Origin of the sequence: Marinospirillum alkaliphilum DSM 21637 (assembly GCF_900119735.1) — a bacterium.
GTDB classification, from domain to species: Bacteria; Pseudomonadota; Gammaproteobacteria; order Pseudomonadales; family Halomonadaceae; genus Marinospirillum; species Marinospirillum alkaliphilum.
The window spans coordinates 456,417-480,401 of sequence record NZ_FPJW01000001.1 but is presented as its reverse complement, the minus strand read 5'-3'; the positions used below and the strand labels follow the sequence as shown (position 1 = coordinate 480,401).

Annotated in this window: 19 protein-coding genes and 3 tRNA genes; 9 read left to right on the top strand and 13 right to left on the bottom strand. The window is 53.9% G+C overall.

Going from position 1 to position 23,985, the window contains the following annotated elements:
• Positions 1 to 62: 62 nt before the first annotated feature.
• Both mfd and BT114_RS02305 read left to right on the top strand, forming a co-directional pair.
• Entirely contained in the window at positions 63 to 3,518 is a 3,456-nt protein-coding gene (gene mfd, locus BT114_RS02310; protein WP_072324680.1) for a transcription-repair coupling factor, read from the top strand.
• A gap of 76 nt (positions 3,519 to 3,594) precedes the next feature.
• Positions 3,595 to 4,404, top strand: coding sequence for a CsiV family protein (locus BT114_RS02305; protein WP_177247022.1), 810 nt, complete (start codon positions 3,595 to 3,597; stop codon positions 4,402 to 4,404).
• 25 nt (positions 4,405 to 4,429) lie between these two features.
• Here BT114_RS02305 and BT114_RS02300 read toward each other — a convergent pair whose 3' ends face one another.
• Genes BT114_RS02300 through nagZ form a run of 4 tightly spaced genes read right to left on the bottom strand, consistent with a single transcriptional unit; the run spans position 4,430 to position 7,957 of the window.
• Positions 4,430 to 5,164 (bottom strand): S-methyl-5'-thioinosine phosphorylase, encoded by a 735-nt coding sequence (locus BT114_RS02300; RefSeq protein ID WP_072324678.1) that lies wholly within the window; start codon positions 5,162 to 5,164, stop codon positions 4,430 to 4,432.
• Positions 5,165 to 5,179: 15 nt separating this feature from the next.
• The gene (locus tag BT114_RS02295; protein WP_072324677.1) at positions 5,180 to 5,749 is read right to left on the bottom strand and encodes a hypoxanthine-guanine phosphoribosyltransferase; all 570 of its coding nucleotides are present in this window, start codon (positions 5,747 to 5,749) and stop codon (positions 5,180 to 5,182) included.
• Positions 5,746 to 6,885: a mechanosensitive ion channel family protein gene (locus BT114_RS02290; RefSeq protein ID WP_245770371.1), complete on the bottom strand. Its 1,140-nt coding sequence runs from the start codon at positions 6,883 to 6,885 to the stop codon at positions 5,746 to 5,748. Before BT114_RS02290 ends, BT114_RS02295 begins: the two co-directional genes overlap by 4 nt.
• Before the next feature lie 31 nt (positions 6,886 to 6,916).
• The gene (nagZ, locus tag BT114_RS02285) at positions 6,917 to 7,957 is read right to left on the bottom strand and encodes a beta-N-acetylhexosaminidase (RefSeq protein WP_072324676.1); all 1,041 of its coding nucleotides are present in this window, start codon (positions 7,955 to 7,957) and stop codon (positions 6,917 to 6,919) included.
• Between the two features lie 125 nt (positions 7,958 to 8,082).
• On the opposite strand from nagZ, the gene BT114_RS02280 reads away from it, so the two are divergent.
• Complete coding sequence (locus BT114_RS02280; protein WP_245770370.1) at positions 8,083 to 9,309, top strand: MFS transporter; 1,227 nt, start codon at positions 8,083 to 8,085, stop codon at positions 9,307 to 9,309.
• A gap of 124 nt (positions 9,310 to 9,433) precedes the next feature.
• On the opposite strand, the gene BT114_RS02275 is transcribed toward BT114_RS02280, so the two are convergent.
• The 9 genes from BT114_RS02275 to BT114_RS02235 all read right to left on the bottom strand — a co-directional run bounded on the left by BT114_RS02275 (position 9,434) and on the right by BT114_RS02235 (position 18,504).
• Positions 9,434 to 11,293, bottom strand: a complete 1,860-nt coding sequence (locus tag BT114_RS02275; protein ID WP_072324674.1) for a SurA N-terminal domain-containing protein — start codon at positions 11,291 to 11,293, stop codon at positions 9,434 to 9,436.
• A gap of 141 nt (positions 11,294 to 11,434) precedes the next feature.
• Positions 11,435 to 11,764, bottom strand: coding sequence for an HU family DNA-binding protein (locus BT114_RS02270; protein ID WP_177247021.1), 330 nt, complete (start codon positions 11,762 to 11,764; stop codon positions 11,435 to 11,437).
• A gap of 201 nt (positions 11,765 to 11,965) precedes the next feature.
• Complete coding sequence (lon, locus tag BT114_RS02265; protein ID WP_084661787.1) at positions 11,966 to 14,401, bottom strand: endopeptidase La; 2,436 nt, start codon at positions 14,399 to 14,401, stop codon at positions 11,966 to 11,968.
• A 171-nt stretch (positions 14,402 to 14,572) separates the two neighbouring features.
• On the bottom strand, positions 14,573 to 15,850 hold the full coding sequence (clpX, locus tag BT114_RS02260) for an ATP-dependent Clp protease ATP-binding subunit ClpX (protein ID WP_072324672.1): 1,278 nt from the start codon (positions 15,848 to 15,850) through the stop codon (positions 14,573 to 14,575).
• Positions 15,851 to 15,923: 73 nt separating this feature from the next.
• Positions 15,924 to 16,538 (bottom strand): ATP-dependent Clp endopeptidase proteolytic subunit ClpP, encoded by a 615-nt coding sequence (gene clpP, locus BT114_RS02255; protein WP_143142751.1) that lies wholly within the window; start codon positions 16,536 to 16,538, stop codon positions 15,924 to 15,926.
• A gap of 149 nt (positions 16,539 to 16,687) precedes the next feature.
• Positions 16,688 to 17,989: a trigger factor gene (gene tig, locus BT114_RS02250; protein WP_072324670.1), complete on the bottom strand. Its 1,302-nt coding sequence runs from the start codon at positions 17,987 to 17,989 to the stop codon at positions 16,688 to 16,690.
• 187 nt (positions 17,990 to 18,176) lie between these two features.
• Positions 18,177 to 18,252, bottom strand: a tRNA-His gene (locus BT114_RS02245).
• A gap of 49 nt (positions 18,253 to 18,301) precedes the next feature.
• Positions 18,302 to 18,378, bottom strand: a tRNA-Arg gene (locus BT114_RS02240).
• Positions 18,379 to 18,427: 49 nt separating this feature from the next.
• Positions 18,428 to 18,504 (bottom strand) — tRNA-Pro (locus tag BT114_RS02235).
• A gap of 199 nt (positions 18,505 to 18,703) precedes the next feature.
• Here BT114_RS02235 and folD point away from each other — a divergent pair.
• The 6 genes from folD to BT114_RS02205 all read left to right on the top strand — a co-directional run bounded on the left by folD (position 18,704) and on the right by BT114_RS02205 (position 23,910).
• Entirely contained in the window at positions 18,704 to 19,573 is an 870-nt protein-coding gene (gene folD, locus BT114_RS02230; protein ID WP_072324669.1) for a bifunctional methylenetetrahydrofolate dehydrogenase/methenyltetrahydrofolate cyclohydrolase FolD, read from the top strand.
• An 80-nt stretch (positions 19,574 to 19,653) separates the two neighbouring features.
• A complete protein-coding gene (locus tag BT114_RS02225) occupies positions 19,654 to 20,025 on the top strand; it encodes a response regulator (RefSeq protein WP_072324668.1) in 372 nt (123 codons plus the stop codon).
• Positions 20,026 to 20,028: 3 nt separating this feature from the next.
• Positions 20,029 to 20,649: a chemotaxis protein CheC gene (locus BT114_RS02220; protein ID WP_072324667.1), complete on the top strand. Its 621-nt coding sequence runs from the start codon at positions 20,029 to 20,031 to the stop codon at positions 20,647 to 20,649.
• 28 nt (positions 20,650 to 20,677) lie between these two features.
• On the top strand, positions 20,678 to 21,631 hold the full coding sequence (locus BT114_RS02215) for a diguanylate cyclase domain-containing protein (RefSeq protein ID WP_072324666.1): 954 nt from the start codon (positions 20,678 to 20,680) through the stop codon (positions 21,629 to 21,631).
• 67 nt (positions 21,632 to 21,698) lie between these two features.
• Complete coding sequence (locus BT114_RS02210; protein ID WP_072324665.1) at positions 21,699 to 22,898, top strand: amino acid aminotransferase; 1,200 nt, start codon at positions 21,699 to 21,701, stop codon at positions 22,896 to 22,898.
• Positions 22,899 to 22,914: 16 nt separating this feature from the next.
• Positions 22,915 to 23,910, top strand: coding sequence for an asparaginase domain-containing protein (locus tag BT114_RS02205; protein ID WP_072324664.1), 996 nt, complete (start codon positions 22,915 to 22,917; stop codon positions 23,908 to 23,910).
• Positions 23,911 to 23,985 lie beyond the last annotated feature (75 nt).

The window sequence follows — 23,985 nt, the reverse complement described above, 5'->3', positions numbered from 1 at the left end:
TTTTGTCCTGTGCAACAGGCTGGTATCATCCGGTTTTTGCCGATTTCAAGTGACCCACATCCATGCCAGCTGCTCCACAACTTTTATCTGCCTCCCTGCCCCGTAAACCCGGCTTTTTACAACGCTGGCTGCAGCTTCCAGATGCAGCCGGGGCACTGGCATTGACTGAAGCCGCTGCGGCACTGGATGCACCACTGTTAGTGGTTTGCCCGGACAGCAGCAGTGCTCAGCAACTGGTGGATGAACTGCGTTTTTTTGCCGGTGATCAACTGCCGGTATTCAGCCTGCCGGACTGGGAAGTGTTGCCCTATGACCGCTTTTCACCCCACCAGGACATCGTTTCAGAACGCCTGAAAACCCTGCTGGCTCTGCCCACCCAGAAACAGGGATTACTGGTGGTACCGGTCACCACCCTGATGCAACGCCTGCCACCAGCGGATTTTGTGGCCAGCCATGCACTGGATCTGCAACCCGGCCAACGCCTCGATCTGCATGGTTTCCGACGCCAGTTGGAAGAAGCCGGTTACCGCAATGTGGACACGGTGTACGAACACGGTGAGTTTGCCGTGCGGGGTGGTTTGCTGGACCTGTTCCCGATGGGCTGTGAGCAGCCGATTCGCATTGAGCTGTTTGATGACGAGATAGAGTCACTGAGGTTTTTTAATCCGGAAACCCAGCGCACCGAAGAAAAGGCAGAGCGCATTTCATTGCTGCCCGCCCATGAATTTGCTCTGACCGAAGCGGCACTCAAACATTTTCGCACTGAATTTCAGACCCGCTTTGATGTGGATCTGTCTCGCTGCGACCTGTACCAGGACACTTTGAAGGGCCGTGTGACACCGGGACTGGAATTCCTGATGCCGCTGTTTTTCAGTCACACCGCCACCCTGTTTGATTACCTGCCGGACGCCAGCCTGATTGCTGAACAGGGGAATATCCAGCAGGCCGCCAGCCACTACTGGGATGAAATCCAGCGGCGCTACGAAAGCCTGCGCCATGATGTACAGCACCCCTGCCTGGCCCCGACTGAACTCTATCTGCCGCTGGAGCAGCTGAACCGCGAACGCAATGCCTTTGCCCGCATTGAACTCCATGCCGGTGCCAGTGACACCAGCCTGTCCGGTGATGTCACCATGCCTGCGCTGCCGCTGCCTGAGCTGGCAGTAGCGGCCAAGTCACCCCGTCCACTGGGTGCCCTGCAGGACTTCATGGCACAACACCCGGAGGCCAGCATCCTGCTAACTGCCGAGTCTCGCGGTCGTCGTGAAGCCCTGCTGGAACTGCTCGGTCGCCATGATCTGCAACCGGTGGATGTGGCTGACTGGCCCGCCTTTGTCACCGAGCGCCCACGCCTGGCCCTGACCCTGGCACCCCTGGATCGCGGCCTGTACATTCAGCAACCCCAGTTGCTGCTGGTCACCGAGTCCATCCTGTTCGGTGAGCGCATCATGCAGCGCCGCCGCCGCCAGACTGCAGCCGTGAATCAGGAGCTGGCCTTTCGCAGTCTGACTGAGCTGACGCCCGGCGCACCGGTGGTGCACATCGATCATGGTGTTGGTCGTTACATGGGACTGGAAACCCTCAGTGCCGGTGGCCAGACCCAGGAATTCCTGAAGCTGGTGTATGCCGACAATGCCAGCCTGTATGTGCCGGTGGCGTCACTGGATCGCATCAGTCGTTACAGTGGTACCAGTGATGAGGTGGCACCACTGCACCGACTGGGTTCCGATCAATGGGATAAACAGCGTCGTAAAGCAGCTGAAAAAATCCGTGACACAGCGGCTGAACTGCTGGACATCTATGCCCGCCGTGAAGCCCAGAAAGGCCATGCCTTCACGCTGGATGAAACCGCCTGGGAACAGTTCAGTGCCGGTTTTCCCTTTGAAGAAACCGTTGACCAGCAACTGGCCATCAACGCGGTGATCCAGGACATGTGCCGCACCCGCCCAATGGATCGGGTGGTCTGTGGTGATGTCGGTTTCGGCAAGACCGAAGTGGCGATGCGTGCGGCCTTTATTGCCGTGCACGGCCAGAAGCAGGTGGCAGTGCTGGTGCCCACCACCCTGCTGGCCCAGCAGCATTTCGAGAACTTTCGTGACCGTTTTGCCGACTGGCCGGTGAATGTGGAGCTGCTGTCGCGCTTTCGTTCGGCAAAGGAACAGGAAGTCTGCATTCAGCGCCTGGAAGAAGGCAAGGTGGACATCCTGATCGGCACCCACAAGCTGCTGCAGTCCTCGGTGAAATTCCAGGACCTGGGGTTGGTCATCATTGATGAAGAACACCGTTTTGGTGTGCGCCAGAAAGAACAGTTAAAAGCCCTGCGCGCCAACGTGGATCTGCTGTCTCTGACCGCCACGCCGATTCCGCGCACACTGAACATGGCCATGTCCGGCATTCGTGACCTGTCGATCATTGCCACGCCTCCGGCTCGTCGCCTGTCGGTAAAAACCTTTGTGCGCCAGCGGGATGAAGCCATCATCAAGGAAGCCGTGTTGCGTGAGCTGCTGCGCGGCGGGCAGGTGTATTTCCTGCACAATGAAGTCAGCACCATTGAAAATGCCGCTGAAAAGCTGCGTGAACTGATTCCGGAAGTGCGCCTGGGTGTGGCTCATGGCCAGATGCCGGAGCGTCAGCTGGAACGAGTGATGCAGGACTTTTATCACAAGCGTTTTAACCTGCTGCTCTGTTCCACCATCATCGAAACCGGCATTGACGTTCCCAACGCCAACACCATCATCATTGAGCGGGCTGACAAGTTTGGTCTGGCTCAGCTGCACCAGTTGCGTGGTCGAGTCGGGCGCTCACATCACCAGGCTTATGCCTACCTGCTGACCCCGGAAGGCAAAAAACCAACAGCAGAAGCCGAGAAACGCCTGGAAGCCATCGCCCTGAATGAAGATCTGGGTTCCGGTTTTGTGCTGGCTTCACAGGACATGGAGATTCGTGGGGCCGGTGAGTTGCTGGGTGAAGAACAGAGCGGGCAGATTGAAAGCCTTGGTTTTTCACTCTACATGGACCTGCTGGATGAAGCGGTCAAAGCCATTCGCAGCGGTAAAACTCCCAACCCGGATTTACCACTGCAGCGCGGTACGGAAATCAATCTGCACCTGCCTGCCCTGATTCCGGATGACTATCTGCCGGATGTGAATACTCGCCTGCAGCTTTACAAACGCATTGCCAGCACCCGTGACAAGGCCGGATTAAAAGAGCTGCAGGTGGAAATGATTGACCGCTTTGGTCTGCTGCCGGATGCCACCAAAAACCTGTTTCGCCTGACCGATCTGCGCCATCAGGCTGAGGCCATGGGCATCCAGCGCATTGACGCCGGCAAGGACAAGGGGGTACTGCATTTCAGCAGCCAGACCCGGGTGGAACCCATCAAGCTGGTGCAACTGGTGCAGCGTCAACCTCAGGTCTACCGGCTGGATGGCGCTCAGGCATTAAAATTCACTCGCAGCATGGAAGATGCCGAAAAATGTTTCACCGCACTGCAACAGTTACTGGATGCACTGGCGTGAAGCTTTTGACTTCGGGAAGCCAAGCCCCTAACCTTCGATACCGGACATGCGTACAGTCAGAATGGAAAAAAATGTCATGCAATTAAAACCCGCTTTCGGGACCTGTTTGTTGCTGCTGGCTCTGTTGCTGCCTGCCCCACCGCTGCAAGCAGAAGACACCCAGCCTCACCGCAATGAGCGGGATTATCTGATTGAGGTACTGATTTTCACTCAGACTCCGGCCACCAATTCCACTGAAAAACCCGGCCGCCCGCAGATTTTTGAGCCGGTTACAGCCGCAGCGATGAAAATCGGGCCATCACCGGCCTGGAGCCGTCTGAATTACTTGCCCCAACCCCTTTATGAACCCATCGAGGTTCAACTGGTGCGCGAGGCAGCAGCCATTGAACGCAGCCGTGATTATCGGGTGTTATTCCATGACGCCTGGCGCATGCATGTCGTCGGAGAAGATCGCAGCATTCCACTGCTGATTGAAGGGGGTAACTATTATGACGGCATGCCCGAACTGCAAGGCACACTAAAAGTCATGGTAGCCCGTTACCTGCACGTTGAAACGGACCTGTATTTCAGCCGTTTTGAAGCAGTACCGGAAGTGCTCAGCGGCAGTGTGGACCAGGTACTACTCGACAGCCGCAATCCCCTGTCTCTGAGCGCAACATCCACTCAACTGCAGCTGCCTGCACTCATACAGCCGCCGACAGCGGATGAACTGCGCCATGGCTCTTCCCGGGTGGAGGGACGTTATCAACCCATCGATTCAGCCCGCATGCACCAGCGCCGCAGAATGCGGAGTAACGAACTGCACTTTATTGACAGCCCATATATGGGCCTGTTGATTCGCATTGAACGAGCACCGGAACGGGAAGTGCCTGCTGCCACTCGCTGAGGGCCGAGGCTTTTAAAGGTGCAGGTCAGGAGGTTCTGACAAAGGCCCGCAGCAGTTTTAACACCTCGCCCATGCCCTGCTGCAGCACCTGCTCAATCCCCGCCATGGTGATGGCTTCACTGCTCAGACCTGCTGCCGGGTTGACCACCAGCGAAAGACAGGCATAGGGCAACTCCAGCTCACGAGCCAGCATGGCTTCCGGCATGCCAGTCATGCCCACCAGCGTACAGCCATCCCGGGCCATGCGGGTGATCTCTGCAGCAGTTTCCAGCCGTGGCCCCTGGGTTGCACCATAGACTCCACCAGCATGGACAGGTATTTTTTCCTTGGCGGCTACAGCCAGCAGGCTTTTACGCAGGTTTTTATCATAAGGCCAGGTGAAATCCAGGTGTTTTAATGGCAGATAATCGCCATCAAAGAAGGTGGCTTCACGCCCCCAGGTGTAATCAATGATCTGATCGGGCAGCACCAGCGAACCGGGTGTAAATGCAGGATCGATGCCCCCCACGGCATTAATCGCCAGTATGCGGGTGGCACCCGCCGCCTGCAGCGCCAGCAGATTGGCACGGTAATTAATGCGATGGGGTGGAATGCGATGGGGATGCCCATGCCTGGCCAGAAACAGTACCGGCTGGCCTTCCAGACGGGCCTCGGTGACCGGTGAAGAAGCAGAACCCAGTGCGGTGTGCGCAGAACGCTCGGCCAACAGCTGCACCCCTTCAATCTGGGTCAGTCCGGTACCACCGATAATCGCCAGCATAACCTGTGCCTCGTCTTAAAGCCCGCGTGGGGCATAAATGGCCGGCAGATTACGCAGGTAACCCTGGTAATCCATACCACAACCAAACAGGTAGCGGTCCTCGATCTGCAGACCGGTAAAGTCAGCCACAAAACCCGGCACTGCCTTGCGATTATGCTGTTTATCCACCAGCACCGCACAACGCACCTCACTGGCACCCTGCTGGCGACAGTGTTCAAGAATTGCAGCAAGGGTGGCCCCTTCATCCAGAATGTCGTCGACGACCAATACACTGCGGCCTTTCATGTCGATTTCCGGCTCGACCCGCCAGTGCAACTCGCCACCGGAGGTTTCGCGGCGGTAACGGGTGGCATGCAGGTAATCCACTTCCAGTGGAAAACGCATGCGTCGCAAGAGTTCAGCCGTCACAAACAGGCCACCATTCATCACACAATAAACCACCGGCAGGCGATCTTGCAGACAGGTCGTGATCTCCGCTGCCATGCGGTCCAGGGCTTCACTGATCTGAGCCTCAGCGATCAGGCAATCAGCCTCTTGCAGCACCTGGTTGATGCGTTGAATTTCGACCTGCTTTTCTTCTTTCATGATTCAGCTCGCGGCAAATTTGAAACAGGGGGTGCAGCCGTTTCCAGCAGTACCGGGTCAGCCACATGCAGCGTGCGGGTTGGAAAGGCTATGTCGGCACCCGCTTCCCGGATGATTTCAAAAACCTTTAACAGCACTTCTTGCTTGATGCGGTGAAACTCAACCCAGTTGGTGGTTTTGGTAAAGGTATAGATAAAAAAGTCCAGTGACGATGCTGCATAGGTATTAAAGTTGACGATCAGGGTGCGGGCATCTGTTTCCAGTTCCGGATGGTTTTTCAAATAATTGTGCACCTGCTGAATGATGCCAGCCATCTTGTCTGCATCCTGATAACGGATACCAATGGTTTCAAAAATCCGCCGGTTAAACATGCGCGATGGGTTTTCCACTGCAATATTGGCAAAAATGGAGTTGGGTACATAGAGGGGGCGTTGGTCAAAAGTTCGAATACGCGTCAGGCGCCAACCGATTTCTTCTACCGTGCCTTCAATTTCACGGTCCGGTGAGCGTATCCAGTCCCCCACAGCAAAGGGGCGGTCGAAATAAAGCATTAATGCGCCAAAGAAGTTGGCCAACAGATCGCGTGCCGCAAAACCGATGGCGATGCCACCAATGCCACCAAATGCCAGCACACCGGCAACCGAGAAGCCCAGGCTTTGCAGCAGTACCAGTGCGGCGGTGATCAATGAGGTTGCTTTCAGCAGCTTGCCGATGGCCTGGGCCGTGGTGACATCCATCGGCCTGCGCAACATGCCAGGACGCACCAGTCGAGATTCCAACCCGGAAATAAAACGCACCACAAACCAGGTCAACAGCACCACCACGGTAATCCGGCGCAGTGGGTCGACCACCTCAAACAAGTCCACGTCCGAGTTGGCGCGCACAATGTCCAGTGCCCACAAAAGGCCTTGAACCCAGATAAAAATGGCTGCCGGTTTACGTCCAGCATCCAGCAACAGGTCATCCCAGTGATTGCGAGTGGCGTTAAAGCGGATTTCCAGCTTGTCAAAAAAACGTCTGGCAAAATAATTCGCCAGCAACGCCACAAACACCACAATAAACACCTGGATAATCCAGGCGTACTCCCGGGGAATGATACCGCCCGCTGAAGAGACGTTTTCCAAAAAATCGATCACTAGCCTTTCCTGTTCATTGTGTCATGTCTGATCAGACCAGCAGATGCAAGGCTGCCTGTAACTCCTTGTCAACCAGTAATCCTGCCAGCTGGCGAGCCAACAAGGCTTCCGGTGATGCCAGCCAGTCACCACCGGTGGGTGGGTTTGCCTTTAATCCACTAGCCGCCTCACAACAACCGGCATTGCTTGATTCCAGCCACTCCAGCACCTGCAAGGCAGCAGCTCGGTCATTACAAACCAGCACCTGATCACATCCGGCACTGAGTGCTGCTTCGGCTCGCTGAGCAAAATCACCTGCTGCACCTGCACCGGCCATGGTCAGATCATCACTGAAAACCATGCCGGAAAACTTGAGTTCTTTACGCAACAAGTCCAGCCACGGGCGTGAAAAACCAGCAGGACGATCATCCAGTGCGGTATAAATCACATGGGCTGGCATGATGCCTTGTAAACGCGGCGCCAGGGCAACAAAGGGTTTTAAGCAGGTATCACGAATTTGCTGCATGCTGCGATGATCCACCGGCAGGCAGGTGTGAGAGTCACCGGCAACATGACCATGACCCGGATAGTGTTTACCGGTTGCAGCCATACCTGCCCGATGCATGCCATCGATAAAAGCCTCTGCCAGGCGGATCAGTGTACCGGTATCCGATGCAAAGGCACGATCACCGATCACTTCACTCTGGCCATAGTCCAGATCCAGCACTGGTGCAAAACTGATATCCAGCCCAACATCAATCACCTCGGCAGCCATCAACTGGCCCATTAAGCGAGCCGCTTCAAGTGCTGCACTGGCATCAAGATCGTAAAGGCAGCCCAGTTGCCGCATCGCTGGCAGGCGGGTAAAGCCCTCTTTTAAACGTTGTACCCGTCCCCCTTCCTGATCCACTGCCAACAGCAGTTCAGGGCGTAACGAACAAATTTCAGCCGTTAAATGTTCAACCTGTTCACGATTAATAATATTTCGTGCAAAAAGGATGACCCCACCCACTGCTTCACGCTGCAATAGCAGACGTTCATCATCAGTCAGTTGTGGGCCTTCCAGGTCCAGCATGAGACGTCCTGGCAACATGGTCAGCTTTTTCCTGCATCATCAAGGATCTGCGCAACTCTACCAGATCAGGACTGGCTTGCCAAAATGCCCTGAATGCCATATTTTGGTGCATCATAACTAAAACTCTGACTTCCGAGCCTGCCGTGACTCTTAATCTGCGTTTTTTCCTCCATGCCTTTTTGCCCTTTGCGCTGGGTTATTACCTTTCTTATTTTTACCGGGTGGTCAACGGTGTGATTGCCGAACCCCTGACCTTGGAGCTGGGACTTGGCCCAGCTACCCTGGGCTGGATTGGCAGTGCCTATTTCCTGTTCTTTGCAGCAGCGCAATTGCCACTGGGTGTGTTGCTGGACCGCTTTGATACCCGCAAGGTTGCCTCAGCCATATTGGTGATTGCTGCAGCCGGAGCACTGATTTTTGCCCTGGCCCAAAATGCCACCCAGCTCTGGATTGGACGCGGGCTCATTGGCCTGGGGGTTTCTGCCTGCCTGATGTCTGCATTTCGAGCCTATGCCGCCCTGGTTCCACCCGAGCGCCTGGCGATGATTAACGGGCTGCAGCTGGCCTGCGGCGGTTTGGGTGCACTTACCGCCACCGCACCGGTGGAATGGCTATTGCCATTAACGGGTTGGCGCGGCATGTTTTTTGGTCTGGCGATTCTGACCCTGGCCATTGCACTGCTGCTTCGTTTGCGGGTTCCGGTGATCCTGTCTGCCGAGCAACCACGCGAAGACTCCTTGATGACACAAATCCGTGACAGCCTGGCCATATTCCGGAATCGCGCCTTTCTTCGGGTTGCTCCGGCCAGTGTACTGAACCAGGCAATTTATATTGCCCTGCTCAGCCTCTGGGCCAGTGTCTGGTTAAGGGAAGTTGATGGTTACTCAGGTTCGGCTACTGCTGATCTGCTGTTCTGGTCGGCAGCGGGTATGGTGGCTGGTTTTATGGGGCTCGGCTGGCTGACCACCCGGCTGCAACAACTGGGCTTTACCACCACTCAAGTCAGTGTCAGTGGCATGCTGGTGTTTTCGGTTTGCATGCTGGCATTGATCCTGCGCTGGCCAGTACCCACAACGCTACTCTGGGTGATATTGGGCTTTTTTGGTAGCTCTGGCACCCTGATGTATGCAGCCCTGTCTCAGTCTTTCCCAAAAAAACTAGCCGGCCGTGTTAACACCGCACTCAATCTGCTGGTCTTTGCATCGGCCTTCCTGATCCAGTGGTTGATTGGCGTGTTGATTGCGCTCTGGACTCCGGCAGCAGATGGCAGCTATCCAGATATGGCCTATGTTTACGCCTTTGCTGCCGTTGCAGCCTGTCAGATGCTGGCTCTGGTGTGGTACTTCCTGGCACGCCCTGGCACGCCGTAATCATCAGGAAGCCTGGTTAATTATTACGCTTACCAATCAACTCAGTCCTTCTCCCGAAAAAAAACCGGGCATCAAAAGATTGCCCGGTTTTTTCGTTCCAACAAAGATCAGTGATTAACTGATATCAGCGCAGTTCTATCTTGGCTTCACTTTCCAACTGTTTCACAAAACCAGCCTGCAAACGATAACCACGATCCTCCAGCAACAAACGGCGTAGCTGTGCCAGTTCGGCTTGATCCTGACTCACCTCACCTTGCTGAACGCGCTGCAGTTCAACCAGCGCAGTATCACCATTGGCCAGGGTTACCAAACCAGCTGTATTGTTGTTGCTTAAACGGAAGGCCTCACGATTGATATCACGGGGGGCATTCTGTGTATTGCGTGTTGCACCAGTGATTTCACGCCAGTTACCACGCAGGGTTTCACCTGCTTGCAGTTGCTCCAACTGAGTGGTGGCAGCCTCACGCGCCATTTTAGTGGCTTGAACCTGCGTCAGGTGCTCACGTACTTCATCGGCTACAGCTTCCAGCGGCTGCTGCTGACGTGGCTGGTAAGCATCACGAGCCAGCACCAGATAACGACCATCCTGCAGTCGCAGTGGTTCAGTGATCCAGCCATCTTCAATCACATCACGGGAAAACAGTGCTTCACGTACCGCAGACTCAGCCCAGAAGCTCGGCAGCGTTTCACGTACCAGCCAGCCACTCTGGTGCAGTTCGATACCTGATGCTTCAGCGACTTCTTTTAAGCTCTCGGAACTGAAGCTCAGATTACGCAGCTGTTCCAGCTTGTCGCTGGTGGCCGCGCGTAGTGGCTGAGCCAACAGACGGCTGCGCAGCTCTTCACGCACTTCATTCAACGGCGGAACGCTGGCATCTTCTCGTGCCAGCAGCTGGATCAGGTGCAGTCCAAACTCGGTTTCCACCACCTCAGAGACCTGACCCGGCTCACTCATGGCAAACAGGGCTGTTTCAAAGGCGGCATTCAGGCTGCCAGGCTGCACCGGTCCAAGTTCACCACCACGACGGGCAGTGGCCAGATCTTCGGAAAGATCACGCGCCAACTCAGCAAAATCGGCACCAGCCAGTACTTCCTGGCGGGCTTCCTGCAAACGCTGTGTGGCTGCCTGTTTTTCTGCATTGTTGCTGTAAGTCAGCAGGATGTGAGCAGCAGAATAACTGCTGGACTGGGAGCGCAGGGTATCTGCATAACGCTGATACTCCTGCTGCAACTCTTCTTCACTGACATTCATCCCGGCAACCAGGCTGGCCGGATCAAAAATCAGGTAGTCGACACGAATCTGCTCTGGGGTCATAAAGCGAGCGATCTGCTCACGATAAAAGGCTTCCAGCGCTTCATCAGTGATACGGACCTGACTGATGAAGTCTTCTGCAGCAATGACCCGGTAACGGTAATCACGCTGCTGACCGACTAGCAACTGAAACTCTGTCAGCTCAGAAGCCAGCACAAACTCACTGTCAGAGAGGCCACCCAGCAACTGCTGATTAACCAGATCTTCATGCAGCTGTGCGCGGAATGCAGCGGGTGATAAACCTTCCTGGCGCAACAACTGGGTGAAGGTTTCCTGCTGGAAACGACCATTTTCATCCTGGAAGGCACGCATGCGAACGATCTGACGTTCCACCTGGCGATCCGATACCCGCATGTTCAGGTCAGCAGCCTTCTGACGCAGCAGTTCCTCTTGAATCAGCTGATTCAGGGAAAACTGGCGCAGCAGGTTCATATCCAGCTGTTCAGGGTCGATCTGGCCGGACTGCAGCAACTGACGCATCTGCTGCTGAGCCATGCGGTCAACCTGAAACTGACTGATGCTTTCACCGTTCACTCGGGCGAGTTCATTGGGATCACCGCGCATGGCGGTGAACAGTGAATCCATACCCCACATGGAAAAAGCAATGGCAATCAAACCTACGAGAAAATAGGCGACGATTCCGCGGGATTTCTCTCTGATTTTTACAAGCATGAAACACTCGGTCCAGGCAAAATGAAATGAAGTTCAACGCCGGATTATAGCCTTTTGACCAGCAACAACCAACGAAGAAGCTTCTTTCAAGGCAAAAAAAACGCACCCTCTGGGTGCGCTTTTGGTTCTGACTGAGATCAATCAGTTAACTGCGTCTTTCAGGCCTTTACCGGGCTTGAAGCTGGGCACTTTGGCAGCAGCAATTTTGATTTCTGCACCAGTCTGTGGGTTGCGACCAGTACGAGCAGCGCGTTCTTTAACGGCGAAGGTGCCGAAACCAACCAGAGAGACGCTATCACCCTTCTGCAGAGCAGCAGTTACCGCTTCAATCACTGCGTCCAGTGCACGACCGGCAGCAGCCTTAGGCAGGTCTGCATTGGTAGCGATAGCATCAATCAATTCTGACTTATTCACTCTTCCACCCCTTTTTTGGTATTTAACAAGCTTCTGTTCCGTAAAGTCTTGGCTCAACGTCCAGAATGCAAGGATTTACTTCTTTTCCTGCTGGTCGCGAACTCCGTGGAGAACTTATACCAACAAGCCCGGAAAATTGTCAAGCTGACAGTAACCGCAGTTACAAAACGGCCCTTAATGCCTCTGGAAGCCGCATGAACCCTATCTTAGCCCTTTAGACAGCTTCAGGGAAATACCCTGAGGCAATTATTTCAGGAATTAGTGGGTTCCCGGGCGCAAATCCGTGGTTTTATCCTCAGTTTTTGCCAGGGCTTCTGCCGTGAGCGGCACAGGGTGTTCGGAAAGCGCAACATCCAGCACCTGATCAATCCATTTCACTGGCACAATTTTCAACGGGCCTTTAATACTGTCGGGAATTTCTTTCAGGTCGCGCTCATTATCCTGCGGGATCAGTACGGTTTTGATGCCTCCACGGCGAGCCGCCAGAAGTTTTTCTTTCAGGCCACCAATCTGCATCACCTCACCCCGCAGATTGATTTCACCCGTCATGGCAACATCTGAGCGTACTGCAATGCCCGTAAAAGCGGACACCAGAGCGGTACACATGCTGATACCGGCGCTGGGACCATCTTTTGGGGTGGCCCCTTCAGGTACGTGGATGTGGATGTCTTTTTTCTCAAACAACTCTGGATCAATGCCCAGCGCCATGCAACGGCTTCTGACCACCGTCAGGGCGGCTTGAATGGATTCCTGCATCACATCACCCAGCTTGCCGGTTTTCACCAGGCGCGCCTTGCCTGGCATGATGGCCGCTTCAATACTGAGTAGCTCACCACCCACACTGGTCCAGGCCAAACCGGTCACCCGCCCAACCTGATTTTCAGCATCTGCCAGGCCGTAGTTGTATTTGCGTACCCCCAGGTAATGCTCAATGGCTGCGGCATCAACCTTAACCGGTGCCTGCACCTTGCCTTCACCCAGCTCACGTACGACTTTACGGCACACGCGGGTAATCTGACGTTCCAGCTCACGCACCCCGGCTTCGCGGCTGTAATAGCGGATCATCTCCAGCAGCGCGGCAAGCTCAAAGGTGGCTTCGCCAACCTTCAAACCGGCATTTTCCATTTGTTTGGGTACCAGATAACACTCAGCAATGTTGCTCTTTTCGTCTTCGGTATAACCGGGCAGGCGCACCACTTCCATACGATCCAGCAGCGGACCGGGAATATTCATGGAGTTGGCAGTACAGATGAACAGCACTTCGGACAGGTCAAAGTCCACTTCCAGATAATGGTCACTGAATTTGCTGTTCTGCTCCGGGTCCAGCACCTCCAGCAGCGCAGAAGAAGGGTCACCACGGTGATCCATACCCAGCTTGTCAATTTCATCCAGCAGGAACAGCGGGTTTTTGACGCCAACTTTAGACAGTTTCTGCACCAGCTTGCCGGGCATGGAACCGATGTAGGTACGGCGATGACCACGAATTTCCGCTTCATCACGTACACCACCCAGCGCCATACGCACATACTTGCGATTAACGGCCTTGGCAATCGACTGACCCAGCGAGGTTTTACCAACACCGGGCGGCCCAACCAGACACAGTACCGAGCCTTTGATTTTTTTGACCCGCTGCTGCACAGCCAGATAATCCAGAATGCGTTCTTTGACTTCTTCCAGACCATAGTGGTCTGCATCAAGAATTTCAGAGGCCTTTTTCAGGTCAATACTGGCACGTGAACGCTTTTTCCATGGCAGATTCACCATCCAGTCCAGATAACCACGCACCACAGTGGCTTCTGCTGAAGTGGGTGACATCATTTTCAGCTTGTTGAGCTCAGCAGTCGCCTTTTCTCTGGCATCCGTCGGCATGCCAGCCGCTTCAATCTTGCGCGTCAGCTGCTCGATTTCGTTTCCGGTGTTTTCCAGATCACCCATTTCCTTCTGAATGGCTTTCATTTGCTCATTCAGATAGTACTCACGCTGGGTTTTTTCCATCTGCTGCTTAACGCGGGCACGAATGCGTTTTTCGACTTGCAACAGGTCAATTTCTTCTTCGATCTGCGCCATCAACCGCTCGATGCGGTCACGCACACGATCCAGTTCCAGCAATTGCTGCTTATCTTTCACACTCAGCGACATGTGGGCAGAAACGGTATCCACCATGCGTACCGGGTCAGCAATATTTTGCAGGCTACTGAGGACTTCACCAGGTACTTTTTTGGACAGTTTGACGTACTGCTCAAACTGGTTCAGCAAGACTCGGGTCAGTACTTCCTGTTCACGCTCGGACAGGGTTTCACTATCCAGCAGAGTGGCACTGGCAACCAGATAACTGACAGCCTCGCCCTGAGGATTATGACTGGACTCAGCACGCACCGATTCCAGGCGGGCACGCTGATCACCCTCAATCAGCACTTTGACCGTGCCATCAGGCAAGCGCAATAACTGCAGAATGCTGGCCTGCGTACCAATGGTGTAGAGGTCTTCCACTTCGGGATCATCCACCTCAGCATCCTTCTGCGCCAACAGAAAGACTTTTTTGTCTTTCTGCATGGCGGCTTCCAGTGCATGAATGGATTTTTCACGTCCAACAAACAGCGGAATCACCATCTGCGGATAAACCACCACGTCGCGCAAAGGCAACAAAGGCAGCTCAAAGGTCGGCATTACAGATGCATCTTGGGACTGCGACATCGCAGGGGTACTCCAGGTTCAGTTTCGGTTCGGTCCACAGACCGAGAATACAGAGTTATGGTGGCAAGGCAGCAAGAAAAAAAGGGCAACCAGGCCCTTTTTTTTCTACACAGATGCTTTTTTTATGCTGGGGTTGTGACACCGGGCAAGCCACTTCACCCGTCATGATGGTCAATCACGATTAACGGCTAACTGCTCCAGTTCATCATTTTCGTAGAGCATCAGCGGACGAGCACTGCCTTCAATGACGTTTTCATCTACCACCACCTTGACCACATTGGTCAGTGACGGGATTTCGTACATGGTATCGAGCAGTACATTTTCCATGATGGAACGCAAACCACGGGCGCCGGTTTTACGCTCCAGCGCTTTTTTGGCAATCGAGCGCAGGGCTTCTTCACGGAATTCCAGATCCACCCCTTCCATTTCAAACAGCTTGGCATACTGCTTGGTCAAGGCATTTTTGGGTTCGGTCAGGATCTGGATCAAGGCATCCTCATCCAGGTCAGTCAGGGTTGCCACGACCGGCAGACGACCAATGAACTCAGGAATCAAACCGAAACGGACCAGATCTTCCGGCTCGATTTCAGTCAATGCCTGACCCAACACCTTGTCTTCCTGCTTACTTTTGATTTCAGCATTAAAACCGATGCCACCTTTTTCAGTACGCGCACGAATGACCTTTTCCAGACCGGCAAAAGCACCACCGCAGATGAACAGCATATTGCTGGTATCCACCTGCAGAAACTCTTGCTGCGGGTGTTTACGACCACCCTGGGGAGGCACCGAGGCCACCGTGCCTTCAATCAACTTCAGCAACGCCTGCTGCACACCTTCACCGGACACGTCACGAGTGATGGAAGGATTGTCGGATTTGCGCGAAATCTTGTCGATTTCGTCGATGTAGACAATACCGCGCTGAGCACGCTCAACATCATAATCACACTTCTGCAGCAGCTTCTGGATGATATTTTCAACATCCTCACCCACATAACCCGCTTCAGTGAGCGTGGTGGCATCAGCCATGGTAAACGGCACGTTCAACATACGGGCCAGGGTTTCAGCCAGCAGTGTTTTACCGGATCCTGTTGGGCCAATCAGCAGGATGTTACTTTTACCCAGCTCAACATCCTTGGTGCTGCCACCATGAGAACGCAGGCGCTTGTAATGGTTGTAAACCGCCACAGACAAAACCATTTTGGCGCGATCCTGCCCAATGACATAGTCATCCAGGTGCTTGCGAATTTCTTTCGGAGTCGGCAGGCGCTCAACTTCTTCGCCCAACTCATCATCCTGCAGTTCATTGCGGATAATATCGGTGCACAAGGACACACAGTCATCACAGATGTAGACCGAAGGCCCTGCAATCAGCTTTTTCACTTCATCCTGGCTTTTGCCACAGAATGAACAGTACAAAAGCTTGTCTTTACTCTTCTTGCCGTCGGTCATGTCATACCCCGTTTACTTCATTAATCTGCTGCAACCCTTCCGGAGTTACAGCAAATACCCTGCCAGCTTTGTTTCAGGCAGGGCGTTTATCCAGCACCGCATCGATCAGACCATAGTCTACCGCAGTCGGGCCATCCATGAAATTGTCACGATCAGTATCCTTGGCAATGGTCTTGATGTTCTGACCCGTGTGATGCGCCAGAATTCGATTGAGCTTGTCACGAATACCCAGAATTTCTCGGGTGTGGATTTCAATATCAGAAGCCTGCCCCTGATAACCACCCAGCGGCTGGTGAATCATCATGCGCGAATTGGGCAGACAATAACGCTTGCCCTTGGCACCACCCGCCAGCAGCAATGCACCCATACTCGCTGCCTGACCGATACACATGGTCGATACATCCGGCTTGATGAATTGCATGGTGTCATAAATGGACATGCCTGCAGTCACCGAACCACCCGGAGAGTTGATGTACAGATAAATATCCTTGTCGGGGTTCTCAGACTCCAGAAACAACATCTGAGCCACCACCAGATTGGCCATGTAGTCTTCAACCTGCCCGACCAGAAAAATCACCCGCTCTTTCAGCAGACGGGAATAGATGTCATAGGCGCGCTCACCCCTGGCAGACTGCTCCACCACCATCGGTACCAGGCCACCGGCATTTTGAATATCCAGATTTTTCAACATAGTGCATTCCCGAAAGGTTAGGTTATAGCAACTAAACTAACCGAGGTTGAAGATAAATTCCACCGTGAATTGCCGCTCATCCCCAAAAAAAGATCCGGCGCCTAAGCGCCGGATCAGGATTTACCGCAACCGTCTGAACGACTGAATCACTGACCGGGCATAGCCAGTTCACGGAAGGTTTTGGTTACATCAGTGACCTGAGCCTGAGACAGGAGTTTATCCACCACCTGCTGCTCCAGTGCTGCACCCTGTACCTGACGCAGCATTTCCGGGTTGGACTTGTAATAGTCAACCACCTTCTGGGGCTCCTGATAAGAACCTGCCATCTCATTCAGCAGCTCATCAACCAGTGCGTCATCGGCTTTCAGTTCATTAGCCTTGATTACTTCACCCACCAGCAGACCCAGGGTCACGTTGTTTTTAGCCTGGTCTTTGAACAGGTCAGCCGGAATCTGGCCGATATCAAAGTCCTGACCCAGGTTGTACTGCTGCGCAGCCTGACGACGCAGGTTGTCAATTTCACCACTGATCAATGCACGCGGCACTTCAATCGGATTGGCCTTCATCAGGGCTTCAAATACCGCCTGCTTGGTGGCATTGCGGGTGGCCTGCTTCAACTGAGCCTCCATGTTCTTGCGCACTTCAGCACGGAAGGCTGACTCACCACCTTCAGCAACACCAAACTGGGCAAAAAACGCATCATTCAGTTCCGGCAGTTGCTGCTGCTTGACTGCGTGCACCTTGCACTTGAATACGGCAGCCTTACCAGCCAGATCAGCAGCCTGGTAATCTTCCGGGAAGGACACTTCCACGTCTTTGCTGTCACCCGCTTTGCTGCCCACCAGCTGATCTTCGAAGCCAGGAATAAAGGAGTTGGAACCCAGTGTCAGGTCATAACCCTCACCCTTGCCACCAGCAAAAGCTTCACCATCAATGAAACCTTCAAAATCAATCTTGACCTGATCACCGGTCTCAGCAGCCTTGTCAGTCTCAACAAAGGTTGCACGCTGTTTGCGCAGGTCCGTGATCAGCTCTTCAACGTCAGCATCCTTGATTTCAGCAACCGGACGCTCAACGCTTTCACCTTCCAGAGACTTCAGCTCAACTACCGGGTAAACCTCAAAGGTGGCAGTGAATTCAAAGGGCTCACCGGCATTCATTTTGACCGGTTCAATTTCAGGTGTGCCAGCAGGATTCAGTTTTTCCTGGGTCACTGCTTCGATGAAGTGATTGCGCATCAGCTCCGACAGCACTTCCTGACGCACGCTGTCACCGAAACGACGCTTGACCACGTTCATCGGCACCTTGCCAGGACGGAAGCCATCGACCTTGACCCGGCGGGCAGTCTGCTTCAGGCGCTCATCAACTGCGGTATCAACCTTCTCAGCGGGCACCTGAATGGTCAGACGGCGCTCCAGCGCGGAAGTCGTTTCTACGGAAACTTGCATGGACAATCCTCGTTAAACACTAAATGGTCTTTATAAAAAGATGCATCAATCAAAGACGGGATTTTAAGAGTAACAGCCCCGGTCAGCAAGCCAGACAGCCGAAAAAGTACCCATCAAGGACAAATACTGCTTTTTAGCCAACAAAAAAGGCGCTTTCCGGGAAGAAAGCGCCTTTTTCATTAAATACTGGGGTGAACGATGGGGCTCGAACCCACGACCGCCGGAGCCACAATCCGGAGCTCTACCAACTGAGCTACGCTCACCACAAAAATTACTGCACAAACTGCTCTGTCTTGCTTACATGGAGCGCAGTGGCGCGCCCAGCAGGACTCGAACCTGCAACCTACGGCTTAGAAGGCCGTTGCTCTATCCGGTTGAGCTATAGGCGCCAATTCGCTTGTTGCCTGCAAACAGTTCGCATCTTAACAGGAAGAAGCTTGGTCGGGGTAGAGGGATTCGAACCCCCGACATCCTGCTCCCAAAGCAGGCGCGCTACCAGACTGCGCTATACCCCGAAACAACTTCCCAAGTTGACCGCACCAGAAGTGCCTGCCAACGAGGAGCGCATTATAGGGGGTTAAAAGCGGGCGTCAAGCCCCTGATTCAAAAAAAATTCCTGTGACTTATCAGTTCGTGCGGAAGGCATTGTTTCACTTGCAGTCAACTCATGCCACAATAGCGACCATTTCAAGGACCCCCTTACACAGAGTAATCATGAGCGCCCAACTGATTGACGGCAAGCAGGCCGCCCTCGATATTCGCAACACCCTTGCTGAACAGGTCCGCCGCAGATTGGCTGATGGCAAATCAGCACCTGCACTGGCAGTGATCCTGGTGGGTGCTGATCCCGCCTCCGAGGTTTATGTTCGCAACAAACATCTGGCCTGTGAAAAGGCTGGCATCATCTCTCATTCACACACCCTTCCTGCTGAAACCACCCAGCAGCAGCTGGAAGTGCTGATTGACCAGTTAAATGCCCAGCCGGATGTGCACGGCATCCTGCTGCAGCTACCGCTGCCTGCACACCTGGATGCCACCCCCCTACTGGAGCGCATTCGCCCTGAAAAGGATGTTGATGGCTTCCACCCTTACAACCTTGGCCGCCTGGCTCAACGCCAACCACAGCTTCGTCCCTGTACCCCCAAAGGGGTAATGACGCTGTTAAAGCAGCTGGGTATTAATCTGAAGGGCCTTAAAGCCACGGTTGTGGGTGCCTCAAACATCGTGGGCCGCCCCATGGCACTGGAGCTGTTGCTGGCTGGCTGTACTGTTACCGTCACCCATCGCTTCACTCGCGACCTGGCCGCTGAACTGGCAGATGCTGACCTGGTGGTGGTGGGTGTTGGCAAACCGGGCCTGGTAAAAGGAGAATGGATCAAACCCGGCGCCATAGTGATTGACGTTGGCATCAACCGCCTGGCCGACGGCAGCCTGGTGGGTGACGTTGAATATCAGGCAGCCAGCGAGCGCGCAGCCTGGATTACACCAGTACCCGGTGGTGTCGGCCCCATGACCGTTGCTTCACTGATTGAAAACACCCTGCAGGCCTGTGAACTGCAGGAACAAATGCGTAATGAAGGTTGATGGCTGGACTCTGAGCGGCCACTTGATTACAATTCATTACAATAAAGTATAACCTAAGATAAAGGTCAGGTAACAGAGCCATGACTGATGCAAACCCAACGCCACTGCGCATCCTGCTGGTTGATGACAGCAGGGTCGCACGCCTGACATTGCAACACCTGCTGAAATCAACCGGTTTTGAAATCAGTGTTGCAGAGGCAGCCAACGGTGACGAGGCCCTGGCCGCTTTCACCCCGGGTCAGTTTGATCTGGCATTGATCGATTTTAATATGCCCGGCATGGATGGTATTGAACTGGCAGGTGAACTGCGCAAACAGGATCCCCTGCTACGTATGGCCCTGGTAACCGCCAATATTCAGGACAGCATTGTGGAGCGCGCCCGCAGTATGGACATGGCATTTCTTGGCAAACCGGTTACACCAGAACAGTTATCCAACCTGATCAGGGGATAGATCATGAGCCAGCTTTTCAGCACTGATGAGCAGGAAACCGTTGTTGAACTGATGAATATCGGTGTTGGTCGCGCCGCTTCCGCACTCTCACGACTGGTGCAGGATGAAGTACTGCTCTCAGTGCCCAAGGTTGACTTTGTCGACATGCAAACCGCCCAATCAACCTTCAATCAGTTGTTACCTACCGCACTAGCCGGCGTGACCCAGGCTTTTGACGGTTTTATCAATGGCAAGGCGGCACTGATCTTCCCTGAAGAACGTAGCCTGGAGCTGGTACGCATCGTTGTTGGTAACGAAATGAGTGCCACCGAAATCTCCGAGCTGGAGCAGGATACCCTGGCTGAGCTGGGTAATATCCTGCTTAACTCTTGCCTGGCAACCCTCGCCAATATCCTGCACCGTGAAATCCACACTGCCCTGCCTGAAGCCTACAGTGGCAATTGCAATGAGATGCTGCAATTGCTGTGTGAAAGTGACGACTCCATGGTGATGTTGGTACAGATCGACTTCTCACTGCGCCAGCGTGCGCTGCAAGGGTATCTGGCATTTATCATTGACCTGCGCAGTGCTCAGGGTTTTCACCAGGCACTCAGCGAATACCTTGACAAGTTGACCGGACAATGAACCTGCCAGACAGGAATTTCCTGAAACAATGACCCTGCAGCAGCGTGACTACAAGCAGCTGATTGATCTGCTGGAAACCGGCCTGATTGTGCTCGATTCCGAGTTGAAAGTATTACTGTGGAATCCCTGGATTGCCCGTATCAGCGGTATCAGTGAAGCTGAAGCACGTGGCTGCTCGCTCAACACCCTGTTTAAAGGCGTTATTGATCCAACACTGCTGGATGCGCTGACTCAGGCCACCAGCAATCGTCTGTCACGTCGCCTGTCTCACCAGCTTCACCCTCACTTGCTGCCACTCTACCAGCGCCAGTCAAACCAACACCTGCACCACTCCATTCTGGTGCAACCAGTGACACATGATGGCCATCAGGCCTGCCTGGTACAAATCACTGATGTCACCAGCACCGTGCGCCGTGAGCAACACCTGCGTGCCGCAATGGACCAAGTCCGCCATCTGGCTCATCACGATGTATTAACCGGGTTGGGCAATCGCAGCCTGCTGAATGACCGTCTACAGGCAGCCTGCCGTCAGGCGCGCCAGCACAACGAACCCTTCGCCTTGTTTTTTATTGATCTGGATGGTTTTAAAAGCGTCAATGATGTGTATGGTCATGATGCTGGTGATGCACTCCTGCAGGAACTGGCACAACGCCTGGCCAACCGCCTGCAAGCGGGTGATACCGCTGCACGCCTGGGTGGTGATGAACTGATCGCCCTCACCCCGTCCATCACTGATCCGGAAGCGGCCGTAAGCTTTGCTGAAACCCTCTGCAGCTTGCTGGCGGAGCCTTTTACCTGGCAACAAATCCAGCTGCAGGTTGGTGCCAGTATTGGTGTCGCCCTGTGGCCAGAGCAAGGTGAAACCCCCGATGCACTGCTGACCAGTGCTGATAATGCCATGTATCTGGCAAAATCCCTGGGTAAGGGACAAGCGGCTCAAGCCGCTCCTGTTAAAAACACATCAGCTACCACCAAATCCTGATTCATTTGCGGCACCGGGTTGGGTACAATGCCGCGCAAATTCACCCTGCTTCCTGAAAGGAAAAATCATGTTCGGACAAGTAGAACTTCTGCCTGCTGATCCTATCCTTGGCCTGATCGAGGCCTTTAACCGTGACACCAACCCGAACAAGATCGATCTGGGTGTCGGTGTCTACCGGGATGCACAGGGAAATACCCCTATCCTGCAAGCGGTCAAGGAAGCAGAAGCGCTACTGCTGACTCGTGAAAAAACCAAAAGCTACATTGGTTCCCACGGTGATCCGGCGTTTGGCCAGCAACTGCTGCCACTGGTACTGGGCCAGGACTCTGCAGTGCTGCAGGCCAGCCGCGCCACCCTGACTCAGGCACCTGGCGGAACCGGCGCACTGCGCCTGGCTGCAGATTTTATTCATCGCTGCGCACCAGGCAAGAAGGTCTGGATTTCTGATCCTACCTGGCCCAATCACTACGCTATTTTTAATGCTGCCGGGGTTGAATATGCAAGCTACCGTTATGTAGACAGCAACACCAACCGCCTGGATTTCCCGGCCATGCTGGCTGACCTGCAACAAATCCCAGAAGGTGACGTGGTACTGCTGCACGCCTGCTGCCACAACCCAACCGGTTTTGACCTGTCCCTGGAGCAGTGGCAACAGGTATTGGAGATCCTTAAAGCCCGTAAGCTGCTGCCACTGATCGACTTTGCTTATCAGGGTTTTGGTGCTGGTCTGGAAGAAGATGCTGCGGCTGTGCGGCTGCTGGCTGAACAACTGCCAGAAGTAATGATCACTGCTTCCTGCTCCAAGAATTTTGGCCTGTACCGCGAGCGTATTGGTGCCTTTATTGCTGTAGCGGCCAACCGCAATGATATGGAAAAAGTACGCAGCCAACTGGCTGTTGTCGCTCGCTCCAACTATTCCAACCCACCTGCACACGGTAGTGCCATTGTTGCCACCATTCTGGCCAACCCGGAGCTGAATGGCTTGTGGCGCAGGGAAGTGGATGACATGCGCAACCGCATCAACACCCTGCGCCAGCAGTTTGTAGATGCGCTGAAACCCTTTGGTCTGGCTGAAAAGTTTGCCTGTGTTGCTGAGCAGCGCGGCATGTTCTCCTACTCTGGCTTAAAGCCGGAAGAAGTCCAGAAACTGCAGCAGGAGTTTGGCATCTACATGGTGAAAACCGGTCGTATGAACATTGCCGGTTACAGTGAGCAGAACCTGCAATACCTCTGCAAAGCCATTGCCAGCGTCTGCGGCAAGGCCTGAGCGGATAATCTCCAGTATGCCCCGGCCATACAGAATTCATCTGCTGTATGCCGGTGGCACCTTTGGAATGCTGCCTGGCCCGCAGGGATTAACTCCAGCCCCGGATCTTGGCAGTCGATTACTTCCCCTGTTACCCGATGACTGGCTGCAGGCATCCGGCATTGACCTGGAAATCAGCGAATGCCAACCACCGCTTGATTCCTCTGCCATGAACTGCAGCCACTGGTTTCGGCTGGCTGCACAGTTGCGTCAACTGGACCCCAAAACCCATGCCTGCATTCTGATTCAGGGAACCGATACCCTGGCCTGGAGTGCTTCCGCGCTGCATACACTGCTACCAGACCTGCACTGCTCATTACTGTTGACTGCAGCCATGCAACCGTTAGCAGAAACCGGCAGTGATGCCTTAAGCAATTTGATGCATGCCCTGCAGCAGGCCATTGAGTTGCCACGTGGCAGCCAGGGCATCTGTTTTAACCGGCAACTGCTGCCACCAACACGGACTCGCAAATTTCACAGCCAATCCCACCAGGCGTTTCATGCGGTTGAATCAGCCGCTGAACACTCCAGTGGTGGCGTATGGCCAGATATTGCACCCTTATCACTGACAGACTTGCAGCATCTGGCCGAACACTTCAAACCCTGCTTACTGCGCCTGCCAATCATACCAGGCATGGATGACAACTGGTTAGCCAAGCATCTGGATGGCCTTGATGGATTAATCCTGGAAGGCCTTGGCAGTGGTAACACTCCTCATCTACCCAGGTTCTTTCATTTACTGCAACAAATGCATAACAGTGGCAAGCCTGTTGGCCTGGTTAGCCAATGCTGGCAAGGCGGAGTTACAAAAGATTACGAATCGGCAGTTGGCTTGCATCAGGCAGGCGTCATCAGCCTCGGCCAGATGACACCTGAGACAGCCGAAACCCGCCTGACACTGCTGTTGGCACTTCAATACATGGGAAAAATATCTTTCTCAACACTCTGCGACTTCTGGCCAGATAGCATCTAAACTTCAAAAAATATGTGAAGAACTTCACATGCTCAGCAAAGATATGCTGAGGACTGTGAACTGGTTCAAGCTTTG

What these genes read in the sequence shown, in the direction of transcription:
- mfd (WP_072324680.1), top strand. Translation starts at nt 63, where the DNA reads ATGCCAGCTGCTCCACAACTTTTATCTGCCTCCCTGCCCCGTAAACCC.
- BT114_RS02305 (WP_177247022.1), top strand. Translation starts at nt 3,595, where the DNA reads ATGCAATTAAAACCCGCTTTCGGGACCTGTTTGTTGCTGCTGGCTCTG.
- BT114_RS02300 (WP_072324678.1), bottom strand. Translation starts at nt 5,164, where the DNA reads ATGCTGGCGATTATCGGTGGTACCGGACTGACCCAGATTGAAGGGGTG.
- BT114_RS02295 (WP_072324677.1), bottom strand. Translation starts at nt 5,749, where the DNA reads ATGAAAGAAGAAAAGCAGGTCGAAATTCAACGCATCAACCAGGTGCTG.
- nagZ (WP_072324676.1), bottom strand. Translation starts at nt 7,957, where the DNA reads ATGTTGCCAGGACGTCTCATGCTGGACCTGGAAGGCCCACAACTGACT.
- BT114_RS02275 (WP_072324674.1), bottom strand. Translation starts at nt 11,293, where the DNA reads ATGCTTGTAAAAATCAGAGAGAAATCCCGCGGAATCGTCGCCTATTTT.
- lon (WP_084661787.1), bottom strand. Translation starts at nt 14,401, where the DNA reads ATGTCGCAGTCCCAAGATGCATCTGTAATGCCGACCTTTGAGCTGCCT.
- clpX (WP_072324672.1), bottom strand. Translation starts at nt 15,850, where the DNA reads ATGACCGACGGCAAGAAGAGTAAAGACAAGCTTTTGTACTGTTCATTC.
- tig (WP_072324670.1), bottom strand. Translation starts at nt 17,989, where the DNA reads ATGCAAGTTTCCGTAGAAACGACTTCCGCGCTGGAGCGCCGTCTGACC.
- folD (WP_072324669.1), top strand. Translation starts at nt 18,704, where the DNA reads ATGAGCGCCCAACTGATTGACGGCAAGCAGGCCGCCCTCGATATTCGC.
- BT114_RS02225 (WP_072324668.1), top strand. Translation starts at nt 19,654, where the DNA reads ATGACTGATGCAAACCCAACGCCACTGCGCATCCTGCTGGTTGATGAC.
- BT114_RS02220 (WP_072324667.1), top strand. Translation starts at nt 20,029, where the DNA reads ATGAGCCAGCTTTTCAGCACTGATGAGCAGGAAACCGTTGTTGAACTG.
- BT114_RS02215 (WP_072324666.1), top strand. Translation starts at nt 20,678, where the DNA reads ATGACCCTGCAGCAGCGTGACTACAAGCAGCTGATTGATCTGCTGGAA.
- BT114_RS02210 (WP_072324665.1), top strand. Translation starts at nt 21,699, where the DNA reads ATGTTCGGACAAGTAGAACTTCTGCCTGCTGATCCTATCCTTGGCCTG.
- BT114_RS02205 (WP_072324664.1), top strand. Translation starts at nt 22,915, where the DNA reads ATGCCCCGGCCATACAGAATTCATCTGCTGTATGCCGGTGGCACCTTT.